Annotated in this window: 19 protein-coding genes; 3 read left to right on the top strand and 16 right to left on the bottom strand. The window is 65.5% G+C overall.

The window, feature by feature from the left end; all coding sequences use genetic code 11:
- From KHC24_RS00105 to KHC24_RS00085, 5 genes are all read right to left on the bottom strand, one after another.
- Positions 1-1,920: an ABC transporter substrate-binding protein gene (locus tag KHC24_RS00105; protein ID WP_373878576.1), complete on the bottom strand. Its 1,920-nt coding sequence runs from the start codon at positions 1,918-1,920 to the stop codon at positions 1-3.
- Positions 1,904-3,736 carry an ABC transporter ATP-binding protein gene (locus tag KHC24_RS00100; RefSeq protein ID WP_213358826.1) on the bottom strand — a complete coding sequence of 611 codons (1,833 nt, stop codon included), beginning with the start codon at positions 3,734-3,736 and terminating at the stop codon, positions 1,904-1,906. The genes KHC24_RS00105 and KHC24_RS00100 overlap by 17 nt, the downstream gene beginning before the upstream one ends.
- Before the next feature lie 64 nt (positions 3,737-3,800).
- Positions 3,801-5,423 (bottom strand): adenylate/guanylate cyclase domain-containing protein, encoded by a 1,623-nt coding sequence (locus tag KHC24_RS00095; protein WP_213358422.1) that lies wholly within the window; start codon positions 5,421-5,423, stop codon positions 3,801-3,803.
- A gap of 128 nt (positions 5,424-5,551) precedes the next feature.
- Positions 5,552-6,061, bottom strand: a complete 510-nt coding sequence (locus KHC24_RS00090; RefSeq protein ID WP_213358421.1) for a cyclic nucleotide-binding domain-containing protein — start codon at positions 6,059-6,061, stop codon at positions 5,552-5,554.
- Positions 6,062-6,091: 30 nt separating this feature from the next.
- Complete coding sequence (locus KHC24_RS00085) at positions 6,092-8,779, bottom strand: ABC transporter ATP-binding protein (RefSeq protein ID WP_213358420.1); 2,688 nt, start codon at positions 8,777-8,779, stop codon at positions 6,092-6,094.
- A gap of 205 nt (positions 8,780-8,984) precedes the next feature.
- Between KHC24_RS00085 and KHC24_RS00080 the strand changes: the two genes are divergently transcribed.
- Positions 8,985-9,890 carry a polysaccharide lyase family 20 protein gene (locus KHC24_RS00080; RefSeq protein WP_246545951.1) on the top strand — a complete coding sequence of 302 codons (906 nt, stop codon included), beginning with the start codon at positions 8,985-8,987 and terminating at the stop codon, positions 9,888-9,890.
- A gap of 14 nt (positions 9,891-9,904) precedes the next feature.
- Here the strand turns inward: KHC24_RS00080 and KHC24_RS00075 are convergent, their stop codons facing one another.
- From KHC24_RS00075 to dusB, 11 genes are all read right to left on the bottom strand, one after another.
- On the bottom strand, positions 9,905-11,242 hold the full coding sequence (locus tag KHC24_RS00075; protein WP_213358418.1) for a nucleotide sugar dehydrogenase: 1,338 nt from the start codon (positions 11,240-11,242) through the stop codon (positions 9,905-9,907).
- A 46-nt stretch (positions 11,243-11,288) separates the two neighbouring features.
- On the bottom strand, positions 11,289-12,689 hold the full coding sequence (hflX, locus tag KHC24_RS00070; RefSeq protein WP_373878572.1) for a GTPase HflX: 1,401 nt from the start codon (positions 12,687-12,689) through the stop codon (positions 11,289-11,291).
- Between the two features lie 2 nt (positions 12,690-12,691).
- The gene (gene hfq, locus KHC24_RS00065; protein ID WP_213351732.1) at positions 12,692-12,943 is read right to left on the bottom strand and encodes an RNA chaperone Hfq; all 252 of its coding nucleotides are present in this window, start codon (positions 12,941-12,943) and stop codon (positions 12,692-12,694) included.
- A gap of 149 nt (positions 12,944-13,092) precedes the next feature.
- Positions 13,093-13,953 carry a D-amino-acid transaminase gene (locus tag KHC24_RS00060; RefSeq protein WP_213358416.1) on the bottom strand — a complete coding sequence of 287 codons (861 nt, stop codon included), beginning with the start codon at positions 13,951-13,953 and terminating at the stop codon, positions 13,093-13,095.
- Between the two features lie 13 nt (positions 13,954-13,966).
- A complete protein-coding gene (locus tag KHC24_RS00055; protein WP_213358415.1) occupies positions 13,967-15,415 on the bottom strand; it encodes a TrkH family potassium uptake protein in 1,449 nt (482 codons plus the stop codon).
- A gap of 13 nt (positions 15,416-15,428) precedes the next feature.
- Entirely contained in the window at positions 15,429-16,805 is a 1,377-nt protein-coding gene (gene trkA / locus KHC24_RS00050; RefSeq protein WP_213358414.1) for a Trk system potassium transporter TrkA, read from the bottom strand.
- A 75-nt stretch (positions 16,806-16,880) separates the two neighbouring features.
- Positions 16,881-18,248 (bottom strand): nitrogen assimilation response regulator NtrX, encoded by a 1,368-nt coding sequence (gene ntrX, locus KHC24_RS00045; protein ID WP_213358413.1) that lies wholly within the window; start codon positions 18,246-18,248, stop codon positions 16,881-16,883.
- Positions 18,249-18,261: 13 nt separating this feature from the next.
- The gene (locus KHC24_RS00040) at positions 18,262-20,466 is read right to left on the bottom strand and encodes a sensor histidine kinase NtrY-like (protein WP_213358412.1); all 2,205 of its coding nucleotides are present in this window, start codon (positions 20,464-20,466) and stop codon (positions 18,262-18,264) included.
- A 202-nt stretch (positions 20,467-20,668) separates the two neighbouring features.
- Complete coding sequence (ntrC, locus tag KHC24_RS00035; protein WP_213358411.1) at positions 20,669-22,111, bottom strand: nitrogen regulation protein NR(I); 1,443 nt, start codon at positions 22,109-22,111, stop codon at positions 20,669-20,671.
- Positions 22,112-22,118: 7 nt separating this feature from the next.
- Positions 22,119-23,204 (bottom strand): two-component system sensor histidine kinase NtrB, encoded by a 1,086-nt coding sequence (locus KHC24_RS00030; protein WP_213358823.1) that lies wholly within the window; start codon positions 23,202-23,204, stop codon positions 22,119-22,121.
- A 122-nt stretch (positions 23,205-23,326) separates the two neighbouring features.
- Entirely contained in the window at positions 23,327-24,370 is a 1,044-nt protein-coding gene (dusB, locus tag KHC24_RS00025) for a tRNA dihydrouridine synthase DusB (protein ID WP_271180571.1), read from the bottom strand.
- Between the two features lie 225 nt (positions 24,371-24,595).
- On the opposite strand from dusB, the gene KHC24_RS00020 reads away from it, so the two are divergent.
- Complete coding sequence (locus KHC24_RS00020) at positions 24,596-25,810, top strand: bifunctional 2-C-methyl-D-erythritol 4-phosphate cytidylyltransferase/2-C-methyl-D-erythritol 2,4-cyclodiphosphate synthase (RefSeq protein ID WP_373878575.1); 1,215 nt, start codon at positions 24,596-24,598, stop codon at positions 25,808-25,810.
- A complete protein-coding gene (locus KHC24_RS00015; protein ID WP_213358410.1) occupies positions 25,807-26,295 on the top strand; it encodes a CinA family protein in 489 nt (162 codons plus the stop codon). The genes KHC24_RS00020 and KHC24_RS00015 overlap by 4 nt, the downstream gene beginning before the upstream one ends.
- Positions 26,296-26,345 lie beyond the last annotated feature (50 nt).

Here is a 26,345-nt window from a genome sequence, read left to right as displayed (position 1 = left end):
TTATTCCTTACCGGCATTGTCGAACCAGAAGGTGTCCGGCATGTAGACTCCGAAATAGGCGCCGGGCTCGAAACTGAAGATACCGACTTCGGGAACGTTCTTCAGATGGTTCGACACCACCACCGGCTGCGAGGCGCGGTTGACGATGCCAATGGTGAATACCTCGTCGGCATTGATCTGTAGCATGCGCTGCCAGATGGCCTGCCGCTCCTCGGTCGTCACCGATTGACGCCAGCGCTGCTGCAGGTCGATCAATTCCTGCGCCGCCGGGAGGTCGGGCTTCTCGCCCACCTGGCCGCCGGTTTCGACGAACTGGCCCCATTGCGGCCACTGAAACTGCATGGAGTTCGAAGGAGAGAGGCCGTCGGGCGCCATGTCCGGCCCCGGAATGGCGTTATCAATGCCAGGCCACACCGACATCATCGCATTGCCGGAGCTGACGCTACGCCTCAAGAGATCGGTCTGCGTCGCGCGCACGAACAGCTTGATGCCGATCTTTTCCCAATCATAGGCAACGAGCTCGAGAATGTCGGTCTCTTCGGTGCTGTTGCCGGCGGTCTCGATGGTGATCTCGGCGCGTCGGCCGTCCGGCAGCAGGCGAATGCCGTCATCATCGCGCTTGGCCAGCCCCGCGGCATCGAGAAGCTGATTAGCGAGCGCCGGATCATATTGCGCCCAGGCGCCGTCGTATTTTGAATCATACAACGCACTGCCAGGGATGATGGTGTTGGCCCCCTCGTGGGCGAGCCCGAAGAAGATCACCTGATTGATGTCGCGCCGATTGATGCCGACCGACAATGCGCGCCGGACATTAACGTCGCGCAATACGGCCCGCCAGCTCGGATCCTTCACGTTGAGATTGGGGAAGATGGCGACATAGGAGCCCTCCCCGCGCTCCCACAGGCGAACGGTGTAGTTGCCGCGTTCTTCGCCCTCTTTCAGGAAGGTGTAATTGTCGAACCGCAGATAGCGCGCCTGAAGGTCCGATCCGCCCGCGCCGACTTTCGCCGGGATAAGCGAGGAGGTGCCGATGGAGATAGTGATCCGATCCACATAGGGCAGCTGCCATCCGCGCTCGTCGACGCGATGGAAATAGGGATTGCGGTCGAAGACGAAGAATTCTGCCGGTGGCTTGGTGCGCGGGATCCAGGGACCTAGCATCGGCAGCTCCGGGTTCTCCGGCCGGTAGGAGCGTGCCATACGATCATGCAGTGCCCCCCAGTCCTTTACCCGCTCCTGCCGAATGATGGCGCCGAGACGTATCGGGTCGGCGTACCGCTGGTGGAACTGGCGCAGATAATGCGCCGGCACGAAGATTTCGAGCGGCTGCGCACCGGCAAGTGCCGGCAGAAACGAGGGATTGGGCTTGCTCCAGCTGAAGCGCACGGTCGTCTCGTCGACAACCTCGAACTTGGCGATCTCCCCGTCGACATAGAGCTGCATAGGCGGGCCGCCCGGACTCAGCCGCTCGTTATTCGCCATGTCCTCCCAGAAATAGCGGAAATCCTCGCTGGTGAAGGGCCAGCCATCCGACCATTTGTGCCCCTTGCGCAGATGCAGGGTGAATATACGGCCATCCTCGACGTCGACCTTCTCCAAGATATCGGGGACGATCTTGCCGGCGGTGTCGAACACTACCAGCCGGGTGTAGCCGTAGATGCTGATGGCGCGGATGTCGCGCTGGTCGCCCATCAGCATGCGCATGGTGCCGCCGTAACGGCCGGGCTCGCGGCCCATGCCGGCGACGTCGATGACCCGCGGATGATCCGGCAACCGGTCGGCAAGGGCCGGCATCTGGTTGATGTCGACATCGGTACGCAGCAAAGGCGGTTCCGGCGGATACCGCCCCGGTGCCGCCACAGCGACGCTGCTACAAACCAAGAGCAGCATCAGAGCCAGTATGTTACTGCGCCGCATGATGCCCCCTATGCACAGCGATATCGTGGGCGGTGCAGCGCTCCGCTGCCAGCACGCTGTGTCCGTTGCCGAGATCGATCATGCGAAGGGAGCCGCCCTCGACGTCCCGGAACTCGGCTGGCCAGCTCGCCGGATCTGAAGCGGTGCCGCCGGCCATGGCGACATCGAAATCGAGCCTCCGGTCGAGATCCGGGAGCGGCACAGCCTTCAGCAGGCACCGCGTATAGGGATGTGCCGGGTTGCGGAACAGTTCCTGCCGCGGCCCGATCTCGACGATGCGGCCGCGCGCCATCACAGCGATGCGCTCGGCCATATAGTGCACTACGGCGAGATTGTGCGAAACGAACAGGTACGTCAGCCCAAGAGATGCTTGCAAGTCTTTGAGAAGATTCAGGATCTGTGCCTGCACGGAGACGTCAAGCGCCGAGACCGGCTCGTCGCAGATGATGAGGTCCGGGTCGAGCGCCAGAGCACGGGCGATGCCGATGCGCTGACGCTGGCCGCCGGAAAAACTGTGCGGATAACGGTTGAGAAAACGGGGGTCGAGACCGACGGCGTGCATGAGTTCGACCGCTCGCTGCTTCTGGGTAGCGGCGTCGCCCTTGCCCTGGATGATCATCGGTTCGCGGATGATGTCGAGCACGGTCATGCGTGGCGACAGCGAGCTGACCGGGTCCTGGAAGATCATCTGCATATGTGGGCGGAAGGCCTTCAGCGTATGGGAATCCAGACCCAGCACATCCACCGGAGCCTTCTCGCCATGGAAGACGATCTCGCCGGCATCCGCCTTGCGCGCCCGCATGATCATGTTGCCGACGGTGGTCTTGCCAGATCCGCTCTCCCCGACAAGGCCGAGGCATTCCCCGCGGCCGATGTCGAAGCTCACATCGTCGACCGCCAACACGCTGCCGCCGCTCTTGGAGCCATAGGTCTTGCGCAGATGGCGCACGCTCAGCAACGGCGCACTGTTGCCTTCGTAGCTCGGCTTCTTCCGGGTCGGAACCACTGGCGCGACCTCGCGCAGCGCCACCAGGCGCTCGCCTTCCTTCATGTCGAAGTCCGGCGACGCCTTCAGAAGGGCTTTGAGATAGGGGTGCGATGGCCGACGGAAGATGTCGTCGACCGTTCCGGCCTCCATCAGTTCGCCGCGATAGACCACCACCACCTCATCGGCCATGTTGGCGACCACGCCGAGATCATGGGTGATCAACAGGATCGCCATGCCGATATCGCGCTGAAGCTCCTTCATCAGCTTGAGCACCTGCGCCTGAATGGTGACATCAAGCGCGGTGGTGGGTTCGTCGGCGATGAGCAGGGCCGGATGGCAGATGAGCGCCATGGCGAGCATGGCACGCTGGCGCAGGCCGCCGGAAAGCTCGAACGAGTAGCGGTCATAGGAGCGCGACGGGTCACGGAAACCGACCAGGCCGAGCATCTTCTCGGTGACCGCCCTCGCCTCCTTGCGCGGATGCGGGCGATGAAGTTGAAGCGCCTCCTCGATCTGGCTGCCGACGGTGTGCACCGGCGAAAGCGACGACATCGGCTCCTGGAAGATCATGCCGATGCGCCCGCCGCGAAGCTTGCGCATCTTGGTGCCGTCGGCCGGCAATTGGGCAATATCAAGGGTCTTGCCGTCCTTGATCGGATCGCTGAACAGGATACGACCCTGCGTGATGACGCCGTTGCGCGGCAGCAGCCCCATAATGGCCTGAGAAATGACGGTCTTGCCGGATCCCGATTCCCCGACGAGAGCGACCGTTCGTCCGGCCGGCACGCGCAGCGAGACGCCCTTCACCACCTCGTTGAGATGGCCATGCATCTCGAAGGAGATGCGTAGATCTTCGATGCGCAGGACATCGGAAGGCGTCGTAGGCGCCACGCGTCTATACTCCGGCCTTGTTCAATACCCTCAGCATAGCAGGGCGCGCCATGATCTTGTCCAGCGCCGCGCGGTCGGAAATGGCATAGGCCGGCACTGTCGTGTTGTGCGTGTCGACCACCACGTCGCGAACGCTGTGATCGGTAAAGTCATAGCCGGACGCTTCAGCGGTCGAGGTCGAGATCACGTAATCCGCCAGGAATTCCTTGGAAGCCGCCTCCAGCCCGACGGAGAAGGCGACGGTCGAGCCGATGGCACGCATGACCGAGTTCTGCAAACCGTCGCCGATGCGAGCAAGGACAACCGGTCCGGTATGGATGCCGATGCCGGCCCGGATCGGAATCGGCAGGGCCCCGCGCATTTCCGAGTTGAGCAGGTCGAGCACCCGGCTCATGTCGCGCGCCGCACTCAAGGCGGCCCGCGCACCGGCGCCGACGTGATGCTCGTCGGCATCGAACACCGCTAGCAGCCCGTCGCCATACATCAAGTCCACATGTCCGTCATGGCTCTCCACCGCCTGGGTCATTTCGGCAGCGAATCGATTGATCAGCACGGCGATTTCATAGGGAAGCCGGTTCTGTGTCAGCGTGCTGAACGCCCTCAGGTCGAGGCACAGGACCGTGGCACTCCGTTCCAGTGCCCATTCGTTCGCATCGCCATCGACGTCGGCGGTGGGGCGACCGAGCACCGGCATCAACACCCTCACGCCGATGTCGTGATCGGGGCGCAACTGGCAGCCGAGCCGTACATTCTCGGGTGCACCGATATGGGAAAGCAGAAGCCGCTCCGGCCCCGACATATCCGGCAGGCCCTTCGCACCCGACAGGATATGCACCCGGCAAGTCGAGCATCGCCCCCGCCCGCGGCAGGTCGAAGGATGCGGAATGCCATGCATACGGCTCGCCTCCAGCACGGAGACCCCGCGCGGCACCTGCACGGGCCCGAAGCCGCGATAGGTGATGGTCACCGTGGCACGCGAGCGCCGCCGCACATAAGCGAAGCTGATCAGGCCGGCGAGCCCGATGCCAAACGCTCCGAGACCGCTGTCGAGCATCATCCGTGCGCGATCGAGGCCGGCTCGCTGTTCGGCGCTCATCGGGGTCGGGTTCACGAATTTCGCCGCCGCCTCGCGCCCCGAAGCAACAAAACCGGCCAGCGCCAGCAAGGGCACGATGATAGCGGCGATCAGGGCCGTGCCCCGCCAGTGCGGATACCAGCTCTGATAGCGCAGGGAATGATGGATTCCGACCACGCCATGCGTCCAGGCGACCAGCAGCAGCATGGTCTGCCACAGGGCCAGCGTGGGCCACATCCGTGACAGGACGGCGCGATACGTTTCATCCGCGCCAAACCAGGTGCCGCCCACCCGGGTTTCCAGCACATGGCCGGCCGCCAGCAGCGGAATCGCCAGACCCGAGACGATCTGCCAGGCCTCGTCGCGCGGCATGCGCCAGGTGTGGCGACGCAGAATGCGCTGGCTGGCGAGGACCATATGGGTCAGAAAGCAGCCATAGAGAAGGACGCTGCCGGGAAGCGACTTCCACAGCAGCCATCGCCATTGCTGCCCGACCTCCATCGCCTCAAGCCCGAATATGCCGAGCGCATGGTTGACGAGATGGGTCAGCACGAAAGTGAAAAGGATGATCCCCGACCACAACCGCGCATGGCACGCCCAAGGATGGTCGCGGAATTCCCGCTGCACCTTCTCGGGTGCCGGCTTGCCGGTGGTCGTGGTGAGGGAGGCCATCTGAGGGGTCAGTGCGTGTGCTGCGGCTCGGCAACGCTACGTCCGGCATCCACTGCCGGCGCTCCCGGCGGGAGTTGCTGCACGAGCTGGGCGCAGATGTTGTTGAGGTCCATGATCTGCCGTCCCAGCTCACGCATGACGGCGAAATTGAACGGCGGGGATTCTTTCAGCAGCTGAAGGAAGATGTCGCGGTCGATGCGCAGGGCCACCACCGGGGTTTCGGCGGTGATCGTCACCATGCGCACCTGATCGCATAGTACGCCCGCCTCGCCGAGAATGGCGCCTCGCACATGCTGGGCAAAGTTGATCACCCCGGCCGGCGTGCGCAGCGATACCGTGAACTGGCCTTCGAGCACGATATAGACCGCATCGGACTCGGCGCCCTGCTCGTAAATCACCTCGTCGCGCTGGAAGGTGATCCGGTCGCTGACCATGGCCAGCAGCTTCAGCTTGGACGCTTCCACATGATGGAACATGCGAAATTTCTGCAGCGACCTGACTTCGTCCTCGATGGTCATTTTCCAACCTCCTGAGGAACACGATCCCCTTTATGCAGATGCCACCGCCGGCACCGGCTCCACCGCTTCGGAAGCGGCCTGAGCACTGTCTTTTCGCTGCAGGCCAGTGAACTTAGCACCCTCGAACTTCAGTACCATGTCGAAGCTCGACAGTTCGTCTTCGCTCGATTGGGTCACGATGATGGTCCGCCCCGGCATGGCATCCATGATGTTCTGAAGGATCATATGGCCTTCCGACGGCGCGAAGCTAGATAGAGCATCGTCTAGAATGAGAATATCCGGCTGGCGCAGCATCGCGCGGGCCAATTGCACCGTCACGCGCTGCTGCACCGAGATCAAACGCCCGCCCGGCCCGACCTCCTGGTCCAGGCCCTTCGAGACCACGAAGCTCTCCAGGCCGTGCTGGTTCAGCACTTCGGCCACCTCGGCGAGCAGCTTGTCGCGCATATGCGCCTTCCCGTAACGCATGCGGCCGAATATCAAATTGTCGCGGATCGACGCCGCTGGCATCAGCCGCCCCTCGTCGTAGAACTCCACGTCCTTGGCGTCCGATGCCGGCAAGAATTGCCGGAAGCTGGTGCGCGCCCGCAATATGCGGGCGACCAGCCGATCGTCGATCAGGTTCAGGCGGTGCCGCGGCTCGACATACATCAGCGCATAGCCGATCAGCTTGTCGCGCACCTGTGCGCTCAGATGCCGCCGCTGGCCGCGATTCCAGGCCGAACGCACCTCCGGCCACACCGCCTCGATCTCGGCATTGTCGATGAAGGAGTAGCGCTCGCGCAGCGGGTTGTCAGGGGCCAGATCCTGAAAGACATCCGCCACTGTCTCCACCATCTTGATACCGATCGTGGTGAGCGGTGCCGTAAGAGCTTCTGCCGCGATGATCGAACGCATGAAGGGTTCGGCGGCCATGTTTTCCGGCGCGAAGCGGTTGCCGACCGCCACGCCGTAAAGCAGGTTTTCGCCAATGCTCGCGCTGGTGTTGAAGGTGTCGGGCTGGAAAGCCTCCACATACTGCGCGAGGCCCTGTTCCCTGAAGCGCTCGATCATTGCCGGCCGTGCCGCCAGCAGTTGCTCCGCGATTTCGGGCGGCACATTGTCGCCGAGGCGGCTCGACATGCCGACGCGAAAGATCTCGTCATAGCCGCGCACGACGCGCAACGCATTGCTGATGGCAGTATCGACTTCGGCGGGACTTGAGACGCCGATGGCAGCATAGTCGATCCAGTCGGCGTCGGGCGACACCAGCGGATTGTCGGTCATGCGCGCTTCTTCGAGCCAGTAGCGCTGCTTGGCGGAGAGCTGCGCCCGCTCATCCAGCCGCGGCGTTGCGCGGCGCAAGGCCAGGGTCAGGTTGTCGCGGATCGAGCCCGACATGATGAATGGCTCGCTGGATACGTAAAGCATGAGGCTGCTGGCCTCGCGGTCGGACATCGCGGCGAGCTCGTGCCTGCCGATCGTCACGCTGCCCTGATAGTCGGTAACCTGACGTCCGATCACCTTTGCCAGAACGTCGCGTCCGCCTCCGGTGGGACCGGCGAAGGCGATCCGGCCGGGCCTGTCGAGGGCGACCGACATCCGATCCAGCTGGACCAGGCCGCGGCCATTGACCACCCGCAGGCCGACCACGGTAATCGGCGCATCGGCAGGGATCACCGGCGGCGGCTCTGTGGTTTCCTTCGGCAGCAGGGTGTCCTTGGAGAACTGGCTGACCACCTGCTCATATTTGACGGTGACGTCTGCCCGCTGCTGGTCCCAGTCGATCAGCTCCTTGATCGGCGTGGGCAGGTCGCGATAGGCGGCGATGACAGCTACCAGCTGGCCGATGTCAAGCTGGCCCTGGAGGGCGAGATAGCCGCCAAGCGTGTAGAAGACGAAGGGGGTGAGCTGGGCGAGCAGGTTGTTGAGGTACTTGACCGCAAATTTGCGGCGATAGAGCCGCAACCGGATATCGAACAGCGTGCCGAGCCGGTGGCCGATCTCTGCTGAAGAGTGGCCGGTGACACCAAAATTGTGCAGCGCCGGTGCCGCCTCGATCATCTCGCCGATACGTCCCGCCAGGATACGCGATTCGATCTGCCGCTCCCGCCCAAGGCGGATCTGTTCGCGGCGCAGATGCGGGATGACGACGCCCTGCACCAGAATCAGGCCGATGGCCAGCGTGCCGAGCCACAGGTTCTGGGCCAGGATGAACGCCATGGCGGTAAGCGCCTGGGTGCCGAGAAACGCCGGCGTGATGAAGGCCTCGCCGAAGAAGCCGCCGATCGGCTCGACCTCGTCCTTGATCATGCTGGTGACTTCTGCCGACTTGGTCGTGCGGATGTCCTCGGGACGGAAGCGCATCACCAGGCCGAACAGGTCGAAGCGCAACCGCCGCAGCATGCGCTCGCCGAGCACGCCCTTGCGGATATTGATGACGTATTTGAACCAGCCGCTGATCAGCGTGAGGGCGAGGAAGACCAGGCTCAGCGCGAAGAGGTAGGGCAGCTGGGCCAGCATCAGCCCGTCGGAGATCACATAGCTGCCGCCGCCGAGAAAATCGGGCAGCGAGATCGTGAAGGCGAACAGGCGGGCCTGGGTTACGCCATGCTCGAAGACACTGCCCTGAATGCCCTCATTGACGATGCGTTTTGGGACGTCGAGCGACCACCAATAGAAGGGCAGCGACGCCACCACGTAGAACAGCACAATGAGCTGCTCACGCCGGCTGTACATCCAGACGTAACGAAAAAAATTTACCGACAACGCGCTTGGCGCCTTCTCTCGCTGAAGGGTACTCTGACGGCTACAAATGGTGTGCTCGCCGCCCGCTTGCCGAGGGCCTCACCACTTTATGATCTTAGCATGACAATTGAGTCCGAGTGACATGCGCACTGCCACGACCCTTGCCCTGCTCGCAACCCTGCTCACCTCGCAGGGCATGGCCGACCCGGCCAGGAATGTTCCCCTCATCGACGGGTTCGAAGGACAGGACTTCACGCCGGCAGGAGGCCTCTACTACAAGCACAACCGCGAGCAGAGCGCCGGAACCGTGGTGTTCCAGTCTCAGGTGGTTCGCAGCGGCCAGCAGGCGCTCGACCTATCGGTGCGGCCGTTGTGCAAGCCAGAGAACGAGCTGTGCAGCGAGCGCGCAGAGATCTGGGAGAAGCCCGAGGTGCTGGTGCCCTACGGCCAGCCGACATGGTACGGGCTGTCGATGCAGCTTGCCCAGCCGATTTCAACCGAGCGCCACCGCTACGTGATGATGCAGTGGAAACGCGAGATCGATCCTGGCGCGATGGGCGACTACAGCCCGTTGCTTGCCCTGCGCCTTATGGAGGGGCGAGTCGCGATCACCGTCGACACCGACACCGGCGAGTTTGCTCCCATCGGCACGCCGGAGCGGCCGACCGGCTGCAAGCCCGGCGAGGCGATCGCCGCGCCGCCGGACGAGTTCAATCAATTCCGCACCTTGATCGCCATCGAGCCGGGGGCGATGGGACCGGAAGAGGCCGGCTTTACCGGCTGCACGCCGGATATCAGAGTAACGCCGCGCGGTATGCTGCCGGCAGCCGGGTCGGGCTGGATCGACTACGTCTTCATGGTGAAGCCCGGCCCCAAGGGTGACGGACGGATCGACGTCGTTGCCAATGGCGAATGGATCGTCACGATCGAAGGCAAGATCGGCCATGAGGGGCCACAGCTCGGCGACCACATGTATTTCAAGTTCGGTCCTTATCGCGGCGGCGACGGCAATGTCTGGCGGCTCTATTACGACGATTTCCGCCGGGGGCCTGCCTGCACGGATGTCGCCGATCCCGCGATCTGCGCGAAGATCGGCGGCTGAGCGGCCAAACCGCTTCAGGCCTTGACCAGCCGCTGCGGCGAAAGACCAAGCCGCGCGAAGACGTTGCGGGTATCGACCACCAGCTTGGCCTGCGCCGCCACCAGCGCATAGTCGACGCCGTCATGATCGGTCGCGACCAGCACCGCGTCGAATCCGGCAAGCGTCGAGGCGTCGAGCGGGATCGATTGCTTGCCGCTGAGGCGCGGATGCCGGCGGGTCGGCGGCAGCGCCGCCACTTGTGGATCATGGAATTCGCACAGCCCGCCGCGCTCGTCGATCAGCTCCATCAGCTTCAGTGCCGGGCTCTCGCGGACGTCGTCGACGTTCTTCTTGTAGGCGACGCCAAGCACCAGGATGTGCGCGCCGGCAAGGCCATGGCCGAAATAGCGGTCCAGCGCCTCGGCGAGCTGGTCGACCACCAGATAGGGCATGCGGGTATTGATCTGGCCGGCGAGCTCGATGAAGCGGGTTTCGATGTCGAACTCCCGCGCCTTCCAGGTCAGGTAGAACGGGTCGATCGGGATGCAATGCCCGCCGAGGCCGGGGCCGGGATAGAAGGGCATGAAGCCGAACGGCTTGCTGCTTGCCGCTTCGATCACCTCCCAGATATCGACGCCCATGGCGGCGTAGACGGTCTTCAGCTCGTTCACCAGAGCGATGTTGACCGAGCGGAAGATGTTCTCCGTGAGCTTAACCGCCTCGGCGGCCTGGGTCGACGAAACCGGCACCACGGCGCTGATAAACTGGCCGTAGAGCAATTGCGCCAGCGTGCCCGCCTCCGGCCCGTCGCCGCCGACCACCTTGGGGATGGTGGCGGTGGAGTAGCTGGGATTGCCGGGATCCTCGCGCTCCGGCGAGAAGGCGAGGAAGAAATCCCGGCCGGAGACAAGGCCGGTTGCTTCCAGGATCGGCTTTACCAGCTCGACGGTCGTGCCGGGCCAGGTCGTCGATTCCAGCACCACGAGCTGGCCCTGCCTAAGGGTGATCGCGATGGTCCTGGTCGTGTCGGCAACGAAGGAGAGGTCGGGCTCGCGCTGGCGCGTCAGCGGCGTCGGCACGCAGATGATGATGGCGTCGCAGTCGCCGAGCCCGGAGAAGTCGGTGGCGGCCTTGAAACGCCCGCCGGCCAGCGCCGCCTCCATGCGCGTCGCCGGGATATAGCGGATCACCTGCTCGCCGGCGTTGATCGCGTCGACGCGGCGCGAATTGATGTCGAAGCCGATCACGGAGAAGCCTGCCTCGGCGGCAACCAGCGCCAAAGGCAGGCCGACATAGCCGAGGCCGATGATGCCGATGGTCGCCCGGCGCGTATGGAACAGCGTTTCGAGCTCGGCGAGGGTGGGCGTCGTCATCTCTGGGGATCTCGGGCGGAGGTATCGGTGAAGAAGGGGGCGGCTCTCAGGCGGCACCGCGCCGCCCGGCGATGCGGCGGGCGCCGAAGCGGCGTTCGATATTCTCGGCCCGGTCCGGCGCAACCCGTACAACCAGATGCAGCGTGCCGCTCTCGCCGTTTCGGCGGTCCAGCACTTCGCTGTGGCGGTAGAGCCAGCTGAGCCCCTCCCCGTCCGCCGGGTCGAGATCGAGCGTCAGCGTCACCCGATCGCGCGAGAGCCGGTGGGCAATGGCCAGCTTGAGCTCATCAAGTCCCTCGCCGGTCAGTGCCGAAACCGGAATCGGATGCGCATCGCCTGTGAGGCGGGCGGCGGAATTGAAGATCTGGGTACGCCCGTCCTCGTCGAGGCGATCGATCTTGTTCCATACTTCGATCAGCCGCTGGTCGTCCTCAGGATCGACGCCGAGGCCACGCAGCACATCGGCGACGTCGGCGGCTTGCGCCTGTGTGTCCTCATGCGAGACGTCGCGTACATGCAGGATGATGTCGGCTTCGATCACCTCTTCCAGCGTCGCCCGGAAGGCCGCCACCAGCTGTGTCGGCAGGTCGGAGATGAAGCCCACCGTGTCGGAAAGGATGATCTGGTCGCCGGTATCGAGCTTCACCGAGCGCAGCGTCGGGTCGAGCGTCGCGAAGAGCAGGTCCTGCGCCATGACGCTGGCGGCCGTGAGCCGGTTGAACAGCGTCGACTTGCCGGCATTGGTATAGCCGACCAAGGCAACCACCGGGTAAGGCACCTTCTTGCGGCTGGCACGGTGCAGCGCGCGGGTGCGCTTCACCTGCTCGAGCTCGCGCTCGATCTTGTAGATGCGCTCGCCGATGACGCGGCGGTCGGCTTCGATCTGGGTCTCGCCGGGACCGCCGAGGAAGCCGAAGCCGCCGCGCTGGCGTTCGAGATGGGTCCAGGAGCGGACCAGCCGGCTCTTCTGATAATTCAAATGCGCGAGCTCGACCTGGAGCACGCCTTCCTTGGTGCGGGCACGCTGGCCGAAAATCTCCAGGATCAGAGCCGTCCGGTCGATCACCTTGGCGGACCAGGCCTTTTCGAGGTTGCGTTGCTGCACCGGGCTGAGCGGCGCATCGACAAAGACGAGGCCCGCCTCGTGCGCCTTCACGTCTTCTGCGATTTCCTCGACCTTGCCGCTGCCCAGATAGGTAGCGGGCCGCACGGCGGAAAGGCCGACGATATGAGCAGAGACGACATCGAGGTCGATGGCGCCGGCGAGGCCGACCGCCTCGTCGAGCCGGGCGTCAGGCGAGCGCCTGCGCTCCCCCTCCTCGCCCGGCCGTCGCGAGACATGAGGCACCAGCACGACGACGCGGGTGGCGTTGCCGTTGTGGTCGTCGGTCGGTACGGGGCCCTCGCCGGAACCGGCGGGCGAGCGCCGGGAGTTCCTGCTTTCCAAGCTCAACCCTTCTCGCCGGTCTCGTCAGGCTCGAAAAGTTGGACGGGATGACCGGGCATGATGGTGGAGATCGCGTGCTTGTAGACCAGCTGCGAGTGTCCATCCCGCCGCAGCAGGACGCAGAAATTGTCGAACCAGGTGACAACTCCCTGCAGCTTCACGCCATTAACGAGGAAGATCGTAAGTGGCGTCTTGTTCTTGCGGACGTGGTTGAGAAAAGTGTCCTGAAGGTTTTGGGTACGTTCCGCGGCCATGATTTTTTGATCCGTTGTTTGTGTGGTGCGCCGGCGCGGCTGCCGCCTTTACCTCTCCCGTCCGGGGATCGGCAATGGCAGCATGCTCTTTTAACATCGCACACCAAGCCTATCGCGCAAGATGCATTCGTCTGTGAAGGGGTCTTGCGCTATTTCCGGGCAAATTCCGCAACATCGTAGAAAGAATCGCGCAACGAACGCGCGACGGGCCCCGGTTTGCCGTCACCAATGGTCTTTCCGTCGATGCTGACGATCGGCACCACCACATTGCTGGCCGAGGAAATGAAAGCCTCTCGGGCGGCGAAAGCCTCGTCGAGCGTGAAATCGCGCTCATCCACTGTCAGGCCAAGTCGATTCGCGACTTCCAGCAGCACGGTGCGGGTGATTCCGCGCAGAATGCCGGATTCCGCCGGTCGGGTGACGATGGCGCCGGCCTGAGTGACGATCCAGGCATTGGTCGACCCACCCTCCATGACCACGCCATCCCGCACGAACCACGCCTCTCGCGCGCCGGCCTCCTTGGCCGCCTGCTTGGCGAGCACGTTCGGCAGCAGGCCGACGGTCTTGATGTCCACGCGATCCCAGCGGTTGTCGGGAACCGTGATGACGGCTGCTCCGCTGATTGCCGGTGCCGGTACCTTCGCCGGAATCGACGCGCGGGCGGTGACGACGATCGACGGCGGCGTATCGGGCGCAGGGAAATAGTGATCGCGCCGGGCGACGCCGCGCGTCACCTGCAGATAGACGATGCCGTCGCGCACGCGGTTGCGCCGGATGGTCTCGCGCAGCACCACGCCGAGCGCGCCGAGCGACATCGGCATCACGATCCGCAACTCGCGCAGCGAGCGTTGCAAGCGGCCCATGTGGCGGCGCTCGTCGATCATCCGGCCGCCACGCACTTCGCAGACCTCGTAGACGCCATCGGCGAACTGGTAGCCGCGATCCTCCACATGCACGGCGGCTTCGGCATGCGGGACATACAGACCGTTTACATAAGCCACGCGCGACATGATTTCCTCAAGGTTACCGCCGCCAAAAGGCGAAATGCGCCAATCCCACGACGACGAGGATCTCCAGCCGTCCGAGAATCATGGCGATCGCCAGTATAAGCTGGGCGTAGGTCGGCAGCGCGATCCAATCCGGCCAGACGACGCCTTCCGTCCAGCCGGCAGAATAAATCGGTCCGGCATTGCTGATCGCGGCGACGATGGCGACGAGAGCCGACTCGAAGCTCGGCATTGCCGGCGCGATGGCCGCGGTCAACATCACGACCACACAGCAAGCCACGCCGAAGCACAGCCAGATTGCCTTCATCATCTGCATGGTGATGCTCTGCTGCCCGAGGCGGCGCGGATGCACCGCATTGGGGTGCACCAGCCGTTCCAGCTCCAGCGAGCTCTGCACGGCCATGGCGGCGGCACGGTACATCTTGATGCCGCCCGCCGAGGAAAAGCTCGCGCCGCCGACAAAAACGACCACCAGCACCAGGACCAGTGGCAGGACCGCGAAAGCGCCGGCATGCGGCTCGATGGCGGTGGTGGTCACCAGCGCGATGCCGGTGAACAGGCCGTCCTCCAGTGCCAGCGGTAGCGACTGGTGGCCGATCGGCGTCGCGTACCAGCCGGCGGCGGCGAGGATGCCGATAACGAGGCTCGCCAGCACCACGCCGAGATTTTCCTGCTGGCCGAGCGCCAGGCGAAATCGCCGGGTGAGGAGCATGCGATGCCAGAGAATGCTGGTGCCGCCGACCAGCATGAACAGCATCATCACCAGCTTGACGGCGAAATGCCCATAGGCCGCCATGCCGTCGGCATCCGGCAGCACGCTGCCGGTCGATAGCGCGGCACCGGCAAGGCCGAGGGCGTCGAACACCCGCAGACCGACCGCATAGAGCATCACCGTGCAGACCACCGTGGCGCCAAAATAGAAAGGAAGAACCTGCCGCAGGGCGTCGGAAAGGGAGGTCGCCCCGCTCCGACGCAGCAGATGGCTGCGCTCGGCGTGATCCGGCAATCCGCCGACGCCGGCCGGCCCCAGCACCGCGACAAAGCCGACCAGGGTCAGCAACCCGCCGGTCCATTGCAGGGTCAGCAACCAGCCCAGCGTCGCCCGCGGCAGCGCATCCACGTCGTGGATCGCTCCGCCACCGGTAGTCGTGAAGGTTAAGATCGCCTCGAACCAGGACTGGGCGAAAGTGAACGGCGTGGTCGCGTAGATGGGAAAGGCGGCAATCGCCGGAATGCCCAGCCAGAGCACGAGCAGCAGCGCGAAGGACGACAGGCGGCCGAGCTGGGCCTTGACGTTGCGCAGTCCCAGATAGACGGCGCCGGCGCCGAATACGGTGAGCAGGGCAGTCGCCAGGAACGCCGCCGCACCGTCCTCGTGCCGCAGCAGCGCGCCCATCGCTGCGGCGAGCAAGAACACCGTCACCACGCAGGCGGCGGCGGCTCCGTAGCGGGCGAGCGCGATCATCTGTCTGCGCCTCTCAAAAGAATTCCAGGCTGACCCGGAACATCTGCTCCACCCGCTTTACCCGGTCGGCGAGCGCAAACAGAATCACCCGATCGCGCGCGTGGATGACGACATCGCCACGCGGCAATATCAGCTGCCCACCGCGCATGATGGCGCCGATGCGCATGCCATCGAACAGATCCAGTTTGCGCAGTGGCTTGCCGACCAAAGGCGAGGTTTCCAGCGCTTCCGCCTCGATCACCTCCCCGGCGCCGTTCAGTAGCGAATGCACGCCGCGTATACGTCCCTTGCGGACATATTGCAGGATCTTGGAGACGGTGATCTGCCGCGGATTGACGTAAGCGTCGATACCGAGCCCGCGGGCGAAGGCCGGGTAGTTCGGATCGTTCAACAGCGAGAGCATGCCATGAGCCCCGAGCTCGCGCGAAAGCAGGCAGGACAGGATGTTGACGCGGTCGTCATTGGTGACGGCGATCATCATGTCGGCATCGCCGACTGCGGCCTCCTCGAGGATCAAGCGGTCGAGCGCGCTGCCGCGCAGCACCACCGTCTTGGACAGCTCCTGTGCAATAGCCTCGGCGCGCTCGGCATTCTCCTCAATGAGCTTCACCCGGGCGCGGGGATTCCGCCGCTCCAGTTCCCGCGCCACGTAGAGGCCGATATTGCCGCCGCCGCCGATGACGACCCGCTGCGCGGGTGGTTCGTCATGGCCAAAGATCGACAGGGTACGGGTCACCTGGTCGGTGCCGGCGACAAAATAGACCAGGTCGCCGGCAATCAGCGCATCGGCGCTGCGAGGCACGAACACCCTCCCCTTCCGGTTAACGGCCACCACCACAGCGCGCAGATCCGGAAACAGGTCGGTGAGCTGGCGCAACGGCGTGTCGAGCACCGGGCAATCGTCGGCACAGCGCACGCCCACCACCACGGCGGCACCTTCGGCAAAGCTCACCGTGTCGACCGCGCCGGGCAGCGACAGGCGGCGCAGCACCATCTCCCCGACCTCAATCTCCGGCGAGATGACGACGTCGATCGGCAGGTGGTCGCGCGAAAACAGGTCGCGCCAGTGGCCGTGGAGGTAGCTCTGGGCGCGCACGCGGGCGATTTTGGTCGGCACGTCGAACAATGCATGGCCGACCTGGCAGGCGACCATGTTGACCTCGTCGTGCAGCGTCACCGCGATGAGCATGTCGGCGGCTTCCAGACCGGCACGCTCCAGCACGTCGGGATGCGAGCCGTGGCCGACGAAGCCGCGCACATCCAGCGTATCGGTCACCGCCTGGATAAGGCGTGGCGACGTGTCGATGATCGACACGTCGTTCTGCTCGGCCGCCAAACGTTCGGCGATGCCGAAACCTACCTGGCCCGCACCGCAGATGACGACCTTCATCGCTCCCCCCAAACTCTCACGCCGGACACTATATCATTCCACCCGCCGCGCCATCGGCGCTTCGCGCGGAACAGCTTAGCCGATGCCGAGCGCCTTCAGCTTTCGGTGCAGCGCCGAGCGCTCCATGCCGACGAACTCGGCGGTCCGTGAAATATTGCCGCCGAAACGGCTGATCTGCGCCACCAGATATTCGCGCTCGAACACCTCGCGGGCGTCGCGCAGCGGCAGGCCCATCAGGTGCTCGCCGCCGCTGCCATTGGGCAGGTTCGGCACCAGGGAGCCGACATCCGGCGGCAACATGCCCGCCGTCACCGGTGCGTCGGGCTCGCCGGTCGCGAGAATCAGCAGCCGCTCGATGTTGTTGCGCAGCTGGCGCACATTGCCCGGCCAATCATGTGATTGCAGCACGGCGAGTGCGTCGTCGGCGATGCGCCGGCGCGGCAGTCCGGTGCCCTGGGAGATCTGCTCGAGGAAGAATTCCACCAGCTCCGGCACATCATCGCGGCGTTCGGCCAGCGGCGGTACCCGGATCGGCACGACGCCGAGGCGATGATAAAGATCCTCGCGGAAGCGGCCCTCGGCGATTTCCTTCTCCAGATTACGAGCGGTGGAGGAGATGATCCGCACATCCACCGAGACGCGCGTAGTGCCGCCGACGCGCATGAAGTTCTGGTCGACCAGCACCCGCAGGATGCGGTTCTGCGTCTCGCGCGGCATGTCGGCTATCTCGTCGATGAACAGCGTGCCGCCATGCGCCTCTTCCAGCGCGCCGACCTGCCGTCCCTGTCCCGACATCGCTTCGACGCCGAACAGCTCCACCTCCATGCGCTCGGGCGTGATGGCGGCGGCGTTGATCACCACAAAGGGACCGTTGGCGCGGGCCGAGGCGGCGTGCAGCATGCGCGCGGTCAGCTCCTTGCCGGAGCCGGAGGGGCCGACGATCATGATGCGGCTGTTGGTCGGCGCCACCCGCTCGATGGTCTGGCGCAACTGGTTCATTACCGAGGACTTGCCTATCAACTGCTGGGCAACCGGAGCGCGCTGCTTGAGGTCGCGCACCTCGCGCTTCAGCCGCAGCGTTTCCATGGCCCGGTTGGCGACGAGGATCAGTCGGTCGGAATTGAACGGCTTCTCGATGAAGTCGTAGGCCCCCTGCTTGATCGCGGCTACCGCGGTTTCGACGGTGCCGTGGCCGGAGATCATCACCACCGGCACATCCGGGTGCTGGCGCTTGATCACCTCGAGCAGTTGCAGGCCGTCGAGCTTCGAGCGCTCGATCCAGATGTCGAGGAAGATGAGGTGCGGGCGGCGTGCCTCGATAGCGGCAAGCGCCTCGTCGCTGTCCTTGGCGGTGCGTGCGCCGTAGCCCTCGTCCTCGAGAATGCCGGCAACCAGCCCGCGGATGTCGGCCTCGTCGTCGACAATCAGAATGTCGGTCGCCATGGTCGGGTCTCCTTCAGCCGGCCTGCGGTGCAGGCGCGGTCTTATCGCTGGTTACGAGGTGGGGAAGGCCGGCGCCCGAGCGCAGGAAGCGCAGGCGAATCCAGGCGCCGCGGCCTTCGGGGGCGTCGGCAAGCTCGATGCCGCCGCCATGTTCTTCCATGATCTTGCCGACGATGGCGAGGCCTAGGCCGGTGCCCTTTTCGCGTGTCGTCACATAAGGTTCGAGTAGTCTTGCGCGGTTCTCGGTCGGCAGACCCTTGCCGTTGTCTATCACGTCGATGGTGACATTGCGCTCGTCGGATGCAAGTTCGACCTTGATTCGCGGTGGCTCTACCCGATCTTCCGGCGTAATGCCTTCAAGGGCTTCGGTCGCGTTCTTCACGATATTTGTAAGCGCCTGCGAGATAAGTCGCCGATCGAAGCGCGCCGATACCGGGCCTTCGGGCGCATCGAAGCGGATGTCGATCTCGGGATTGCCAACCCGCATCAGGAACACCACCTGCCGCACCGTCTCGGCGACGTCATGCTCCTCGACGACCGGCTTGGGCATGCGGGCAAAGGACGAGAACTCGTCCACCATACGGCCGATGTCGCCCACCTGGCGGATGATTGTGTCGGTGCACTGGTCGAACACCTCCCGGTCCTCGCCGATCACCTTGCCGTAGCGCCGGCGCAGCCGCTCGGCGGAAAGCTGGATCGGGGTGAGCGGGTTCTTGATTTCATGCGCGATGCGGCGGGCGATGTCCGCCCAGGCAGAGGAGCGCTGGGCGACGACGAGTTCGGTGATGTCGTCGAGGGTGACGACCCAGCCGTGATCGGCCTCGCGCGATTGCTCGGTGGTGAAGCGCACGGCGATCACCCGGTCACGGCCGTCGCGCGACAGCGAAGTGTTGCCCTGGACGGTGCGCGGGCCGGCGCCCATCGCTTCGACGAGCATCGGCGCGATCTCCGGCACGATGTCGCCGAGCGGCTTGCCGAGAGCGTCATCCTCGCTCACGCCCAGCATCTTCTCGGCGGGACGGTTGATGATGGTGATGGATCCGGAGGAATCGACGCCGATGACGCCGGCACCCACTCCCGATAGCACCGCCTCGGTGAAGCGCCGGCGGGTATCGATCTGGTCGCGGGCCTGCACCAGGTCGTTCTGCTGGGTGCGCAGCTCCTGCGTCATCTTGTTGAAGGTTTCGGCGAGGCTCGACAGGTCGCCTTCGGTCCGGCGCACCGGCACCTCGACATAGAGATTGCCGGCCGCCACGAGGTCGGCGGCGCCGATCAGCCGGCGGATCGGGGCGACGAGGCGGTTGGCGAAATGGATGCCGAGCCAGACCGCGCAGAGCAGCACGGTAAGCGAGATCACCGCATAGAGCAGCGCGAAGGCGACCTGCACGCCGATGCGTTGCTGCTCAAGGTTGCGGTAGTCGGCAACTGCGGCCTGCGTCTCCTTGAGATAATTGATTACGCGCGGATCGATAGGCCGCGCCACGTAAAGGAACAAATCACCGAATTCTTTCAAAGGGATAACCGCGCCGACGAAGTCGGCATCGGTCGGCAGGTAGATCAGCGGCTGCTCATCGGTGGCGTCCTTCACCGCGAGATTGGACGGCACGACGAACTCGCGGCCGGTGCGGATCGTGGTGCGGTCGACCACCGCGAGATCACGCTGGATCACCATCGCCACCGGTAGGCCGCGCACCACCGCTTGCGCCGTCATCGCCTGGCGGAAGCGGCTGCGGTCGGTGTCCCAGAGCGGGCGGATGCGCTGGAGATCGCGCGCCATGCCCATGACGTCGCCACGGATCGAATAGGCATGCTCGCGAACATAGGTTTGCGCCACCGATACCGCGTTGTCGACGATGGCGCGGGTGCGCACCGAGAACCAACGATCCAGCCCACGATCTAGTGTGATGCTCGCCAAAAGCGCTACTAATAGTGCAGGAACCACGGCGACGATGCCGAACAGGCCGACGATCCGCACATGCAGGCGCGCCGCCGCCCGGCCTCTGCGGCGGGCCTTGACGATGCGCCAGACCTCGCGGCCGATGATCCCCAGCAGGATCAGCGACATCACGCCGTTGATGCAGAGGACGACGACCACGATCTCCTGCGACGGCACCAGCGGGGTGATGCCGATCAGGATGATGAAGCTGACCAGTGAGGTGACCAGTGCGGTCAGAACCGCCAGCGGCGCCAGGCCCCAGAGCGAGAATCGAAAGCCCATACCCCCGAGGTCGGGGATATCGCGGCTTTCCGTGTCTCGTGCTCTGTCTGTGTCCGTCATGCCTCACCGTGGCGACGGACGGTTCGATTCGGTCCGACGCGACTGATGCAATGAAACGACACTGGTGCAAAAATGTGACATGCGCCAGAGCCGGCCGCATTTAATCGGCCGGCATCCACATCACTTGAAGGTCAGCACGCCACTAACGACTCGTGCGGATTATCTGGATATCGAGGTCGCGGATCTTCTTGCGCAGGGTGTTGCGGTTGAGTCCCAGCAGTTCGGCGGCCTTGATCTGGTTGCCGCGTGTTGCCGCCAGGGCGGCGGAAAGCAGCGGGTATTCCACATCCTTCAAGATGCGGTGATAGAGGCCCGGCGGCGGCAGGTTTTCGCCGAAGCCGCCAAAATAGGTGTTGAGGTGGCGCTCTACCGAGGAGGACAGCGTCTCGTCCTGGCCAGTCTCCTCCGGCGTCGCGGTCGAGATCGGGGTGGCGAGCTCGGCCTCGATGATCGAGGCGGTGATGATCTCCTGCGGGTACAGCGCGGCGAGGCGGCGGATCAGGTTCTCCAGCTCGCGCACATTGCCCGGCCAGCGATAGCGCTTCAGCCGGTCGAGGGCGGCGATGTCGATCTGCTTGCGTGGCAGACCTTCGCGCTCGGCCTGCAGGAAGAAGTGGCGCACCAGATCGGGAATATCCTCGGTGCGCTCGCGCAGCGGCGGCAGCCGCAGCGGCACGACGTTCAACCGGAAGAACAGGTCCTCGCGGAACAGGCCCTGCTGGATGAGGATGCGCAGGTCCTTGTTGCTGGCGGCGACGATGCGCACGTCGGTCTTGATCGCGGTGCGCCCGCCTACCGTGGTGTATTCGCCCTGCTGCAGCACGCGCAGCAGCCGAGTCTGCGCCTCCATCGGCATGTCGCCGATCTCGTCGAGGAACAGCGTGCCGCTCTCGGCCTGCTCGAAGCGGCCGGCGGATCGGGCGTTGGCGCCGGTGAACGCCCCCTTCTCATGGCCGAACAGCTCGCTCTCGATGAGGTCGCGCGGGATCGCCGCCATGTTGATGGCGACGAAGGGACCGTTGCGGCGCTTGCCGTAGTCGTGCAGCGCCCGTGCCACCAGCTCCTTGCCGGTGCCGCTCTCGCCGGCGATCATCACCGTGAGGTCGGTCTGCATCAGCCGCGCCAGCACGCGGTAGATGTCCTGCATCGCCGGCGAGCGGCCGACCAGCGGGATGGCATCGACCTCGTCGCCGCCCTTCGGCGCCAGATCGTGCTTCTTCGGCTCCGACAAAGCCCGGCCGACAATGGCGATCAGCTCCTTCAGGTCGAAGGGCTTGGGCAGATATTCGTAGGCGCCCCGCTCGGAGGCGCGGATGGCGGTCATGAAGGTGTTCTGCGCGCTCATGACGATGACCGGCAGATCGGGGCGCACCTTCTTGATGCGCGGCAGCAGGTCGAAGGCGTTCTCGTCCGGCATCACCACATCGGTGATGACGAGATCGCCGTCGCCCTGGCTCACCCAGCGCCACAGCGTGGCGGCATTGCCGCAGGAACGCACCTCATAGCCGGCCCGCGACAGCGCCTGATTGAGCACGGTGCGGATGGCGGCATCGTCATCGGCGACCAGAATACTTCCCGTGGGCATGGCGCTCTCAATTCTTCTCAGTGCCGCGGGCGGCACCGCGATACATAGGCATGAGGACTCGGAAGGTGGTGCGGCGCGGCTGGCTGTCGCATTCGATGATGCCGCCATGGTCGCCGACGATCTTGGCGACCAAAGCGAGGCCGAGGCCGGTGCCGGTGGGCTTGGTGGTCACGAACGGGTCGAACAGGTGCTGCATCAGGTCCTCGGGCACGCCGGGGCCGTTGTCGCGGACGCAGAATTCCAGCGGCAGGCTGACCCGCGTCGCCGAGCCGGGCACGGTGAGCCGTACGCCGGGGCGGAAGGCGGTGGTGAGCATGATCTCGCCATCCGGGCTGTCGCCAATGGCTTCGGCGGCGTTCTTCACCAGATTGAGGAACACCTGGATCAGCTGGTCGCGATTGGCGAGCACCGGCGGCAGCGACGGGTCGTACTCCTCGACGAAACGGATGCCGCGGGCGAAGCCGTTGGAGGCGAGCGTGCGCACATGCTCCAGCACCGCATGGATGTTCACCGGCTCGCGCTCGATCGGCCGCTCGTCGGAGAACACCTCCATGCGGTCGACCAGCTTGACGATGCGGTCGGCCTCGTCGGTGATCAACCGGGTCAGCGAGCGGTCGTCGTCGCTGGCGTTGAGCTCCAGCAGCTGGGCCGCGCCGCGAATGCCGGACAGCGGGTTCTTGATTTCGTGCGCCAGCATCGAGGCGAGCGCGGTGACCGAGCGGGCGGCGCCGCGATGGGTGAGCTGGCGGTCCATCTTGTCGGCAATGGTGCGCTCCTGCAGCATCACCACCACATGGCCGGCGGCCTCCGTCAGCGGCGCGACATGGATGTCGACGATGCGCTCGCCACCGTTGCGCGGGGTTCCGAGATCGACGCGATACTCGTTCACCGCCGAATTGGTCGCCCTCACCTGCTCGACCAGCGCCAGCAGCGGGCTGCCGAAAGGAATGAATTCCTGCAGCCGATGGCGAGCAAGCACGGCGTGCCCGGCCTCGAAGAACGCCTCGGCCGCCACATTCGCATCGACCAGGCGGTCGTCGTCGGCGACGGTGAACACCGGGTGCGGCAACGCATTGACCACCGCATCCGACATCGCCGGGCTGCCGGCTTCCAGCGCCGGGGAAGACTGGCCAGACGGTGGCTTGCCCGCCGTGGTTTTGGCCCCTGCAGAAGTGGCCCCTGCAGACTTGGCCCCTGCATCGGGCTTGAGCGTCTTCATGCTGCGGCACTCCATGACAATTCGTCGAAGGCGGCGCGAATGCCGGTGCGGACCTCACGCGGCGCATCCTGCGTGAGGATGCGCTTGCGCCAATGGGCGAGCGCATCCGGTGCCCGGCCGGCAGCGACCGCGGCCGCCTCCAGTGCCCAACCGATATGCTTGCGCGCCTGCCGGCGCCCGAGATCGACGCCGTAATGCGACAGCCAGTCCTCATAGAGTTCCAGGAGCACATCGCACTGCTCGGCGAGGCTCGGATCGGCCGGCACGTGGCGGGCGTCGGGAGATTGGGCGAGATAGGCGGCCACCTGCCCCGGGAACCACGGACGCCCCTGGGCGCCGCGCCCGATCATCACCCCCGCCCCGCCCGAGGCCGCCAGCATGGCCGGCACCTGCTCCGCCGCCACCAGATCGCCATTGGCGAGCACCGGAAGATCGACGGCCGACGCGATGCTGGCGATCGCGCGCCAATCGGCGCTGCCGGTGTAGAACTGGCAGCGGGTGCGGCCGTGAATGGTGACCAGCTGGACGCCGATATCCGCCGCCCTTCGCGCCAGCTCCGGCGCGATCAGGCCGCTATCGTCCCAGCCGAGGCGGGTCTTCAGCGTCACCGGCACCTTCACCGCGCCGACCACCGCCGCGATGATGGCGGTGGCGAGATCGAGGTCGCGCAGCAGCGCCGCCCCGGCGAGGCCGGTGGTGACGCGCTTGGCGGGGCAGCCCATATTGATGTCGATCAATGCCGCGCCGGATGCCTCCGCCATCATGGCGGCGCGGGCCATGGACGCCGGCTGGTTGCCGGCGAGCTGTACCGCATGCACGGGCACGCCGGCCGCCTCGGCCCGCAGCGTGGTCTCGGCATGGCCGGATTCCAGTGCCTCCGACGCCACCATTTCCGATATGACCAGCCCGGCGCCGTAGCGATGCGCCATGCGCCGCAACGGCGCATCGGTGATGCCCGCCATCGGCGCCAGCACGACGCGATTCGGCAGCGTCAGTGGCCCGACGGTCAGAGTGGCGTTCGGAAAGGCAGCAACGATCAAGCGATGATCACTCGGTGCACAGGAAATGAGCCCAGCGGGCGGTGCCTACATAATAGACAGACGGCGCCCGTCATCAAGTCTCCTGCATGGGATAGTTCGAAACTTTTGCACCGCCGCGCCGCTTTTGCGCTAAACGGGGGGCTGGGGCAAGACCCTGGGGCAGTACCCTGGGAGAGGCGGCGCCGGGTGCCGGCGGGTTTCGGGAGAGCGGAAGTGCAGGCGGATGTGCGGGCCGACATGCGCGCCGACGTGATCGTGGTCGCCGCCGGGCGCGGAACCCGTGCCGGCGACGGATTGCCGAAGCAGTATCGCCCGGTGGGGGGACGCCCGCTGCTGCGCCATACGCTGGAGCGCTTCCTTGGCCAGCCCGGCATCCGCCGGGTGGTGACGGTGATCGATCCTGCCCATGCCGCGCTCTACGCCGACGCCACGCAAGGCCTCGCCGACAGCTTCGGCGCGGACCGGCTGGCGGCGCCGGTGGCCGGCGGGGCGACGCGCCAAGCCTCGGTGCGCGCCGGGCTGGAGGCGCTGGCGGACGCTCCCCCGGAGCTGGTCCTGATCCACGACGCCGCCCGCCCCTTCGTCACCGCGCGCCTCGTCGCCGACGCGCTGGCGGCCGCAGCGCAGCATGGGGCGGCGGTGCCGGTGCTGCGGCTGGTCGACACGGTAAAGCGCTGCGAGGCGGAAGGCTTCGTGATCTCCGGTCCCGACCGCGACCTGCTGCGCAGCGTGCAGACGCCGCAGAGCTTCCGATACGCGCTGATTCGCGAGGCGCATCGCGCGCTCGCCGGGCGCGACGACCTCACCGACGACGCCGCCGTGGCCGATGCCGCCGGGCACCGGGTGGCGAGCTTCGCCGGCGATGCCGCCAATCTCAAACTGACGACGCCGGAGGATTTCGTGAGCGCCGAACGGGTTTTCGCACGCGAGCTTCAGGATCTGGCCGATGTGCGCACCGCCACCGGCTATGACGTGCACGCCTTTGGCGAGGGCGACCATGTGATGCTCGGCGGCATCGCCATTCCGCATGGGCGCGGCCTCGCCGGCCATTCCGACGCCGATGTGGTGCTGCACGCGCTGACCGACGCGCTGCTCGGCACCATCGGCGCGCAGGATATCGGCTTTCATTTCCCGCCTTCCAAGACTGAGTGGAAAGGCGCCGCCTCCGACCAGTTCCTGCGCCATGCGGTGGAACTGGTGGCGGCCAAGGGCGGGCGCGTGGCGCATCTCGATGCCACCATCGTCTGCGAGGAGCCGAAGATCGGCCCGCACCGCGAGGCGATGCGCGCGAGCATCGCCGCCATAGCCGGCCTGCCACTGGCTCGGGTGAGCGTGAAGGCGACCACCAGCGAGCGGCTCGGCTTCACCGGCCGGCGCGAGGGCATCGCCGCGCTGGCCACCGCCACGGTGCGGCTGCCCTGGAGCGAGGACGAACAATGAGCGCGCGCGACGAACTCGCCACCCGCGTATTGGCGCTGTGCCGGGCGCGCGGCCTCACCGTGGCGACGGCGGAATCCTGCACCGGCGGCCTGGTCTGCGGCGCGCTGACCGAGATCGCCGGCTCCTCCGACGTGGTCGACCGGGCCTTCGTCACCTATGCCAATCAGGCCAAGATGGATCTGCTCGGGGTCTCCGAGGCGACGCTCGATGCCCATGGCGCGGTAAGCGAGGAGACGGCGCGGGAAATGGTCACCGGGCTGCTGCGCGTTGCCGGCACCTCGCTCGGCGTGTCGGTGACCGGCATTGCCGGGCCGGGCGGCGGTTCGGCTTCAAAGCCGGTCGGGCTGGTGCATTTCGCCGCCGCGCAGGCCGATGGGCGGGTGATCGTGCGGCGCGAGGTGTTCGCCGGCGAGGACCGCTCCGGCGTGCGGGCGCGGGCGGTGATGACGGCGCTGGAGATGCTGGCCGAACTGGCGGAAGCCTAGGTCGGATCGACATTCATTTGAGCCAGATCATGGCGCCAGCGAGATGAACG

The sequence above is a fragment of the Ancylobacter defluvii genome (assembly GCF_018390605.1).
Classification (GTDB): Bacteria; Pseudomonadota; Alphaproteobacteria; order Rhizobiales; family Xanthobacteraceae; genus Ancylobacter; species Ancylobacter defluvii.
The sequence above is the reverse complement of the archived record's forward strand: the minus strand, read 5'-3'. Positions and strand labels throughout refer to the sequence as shown.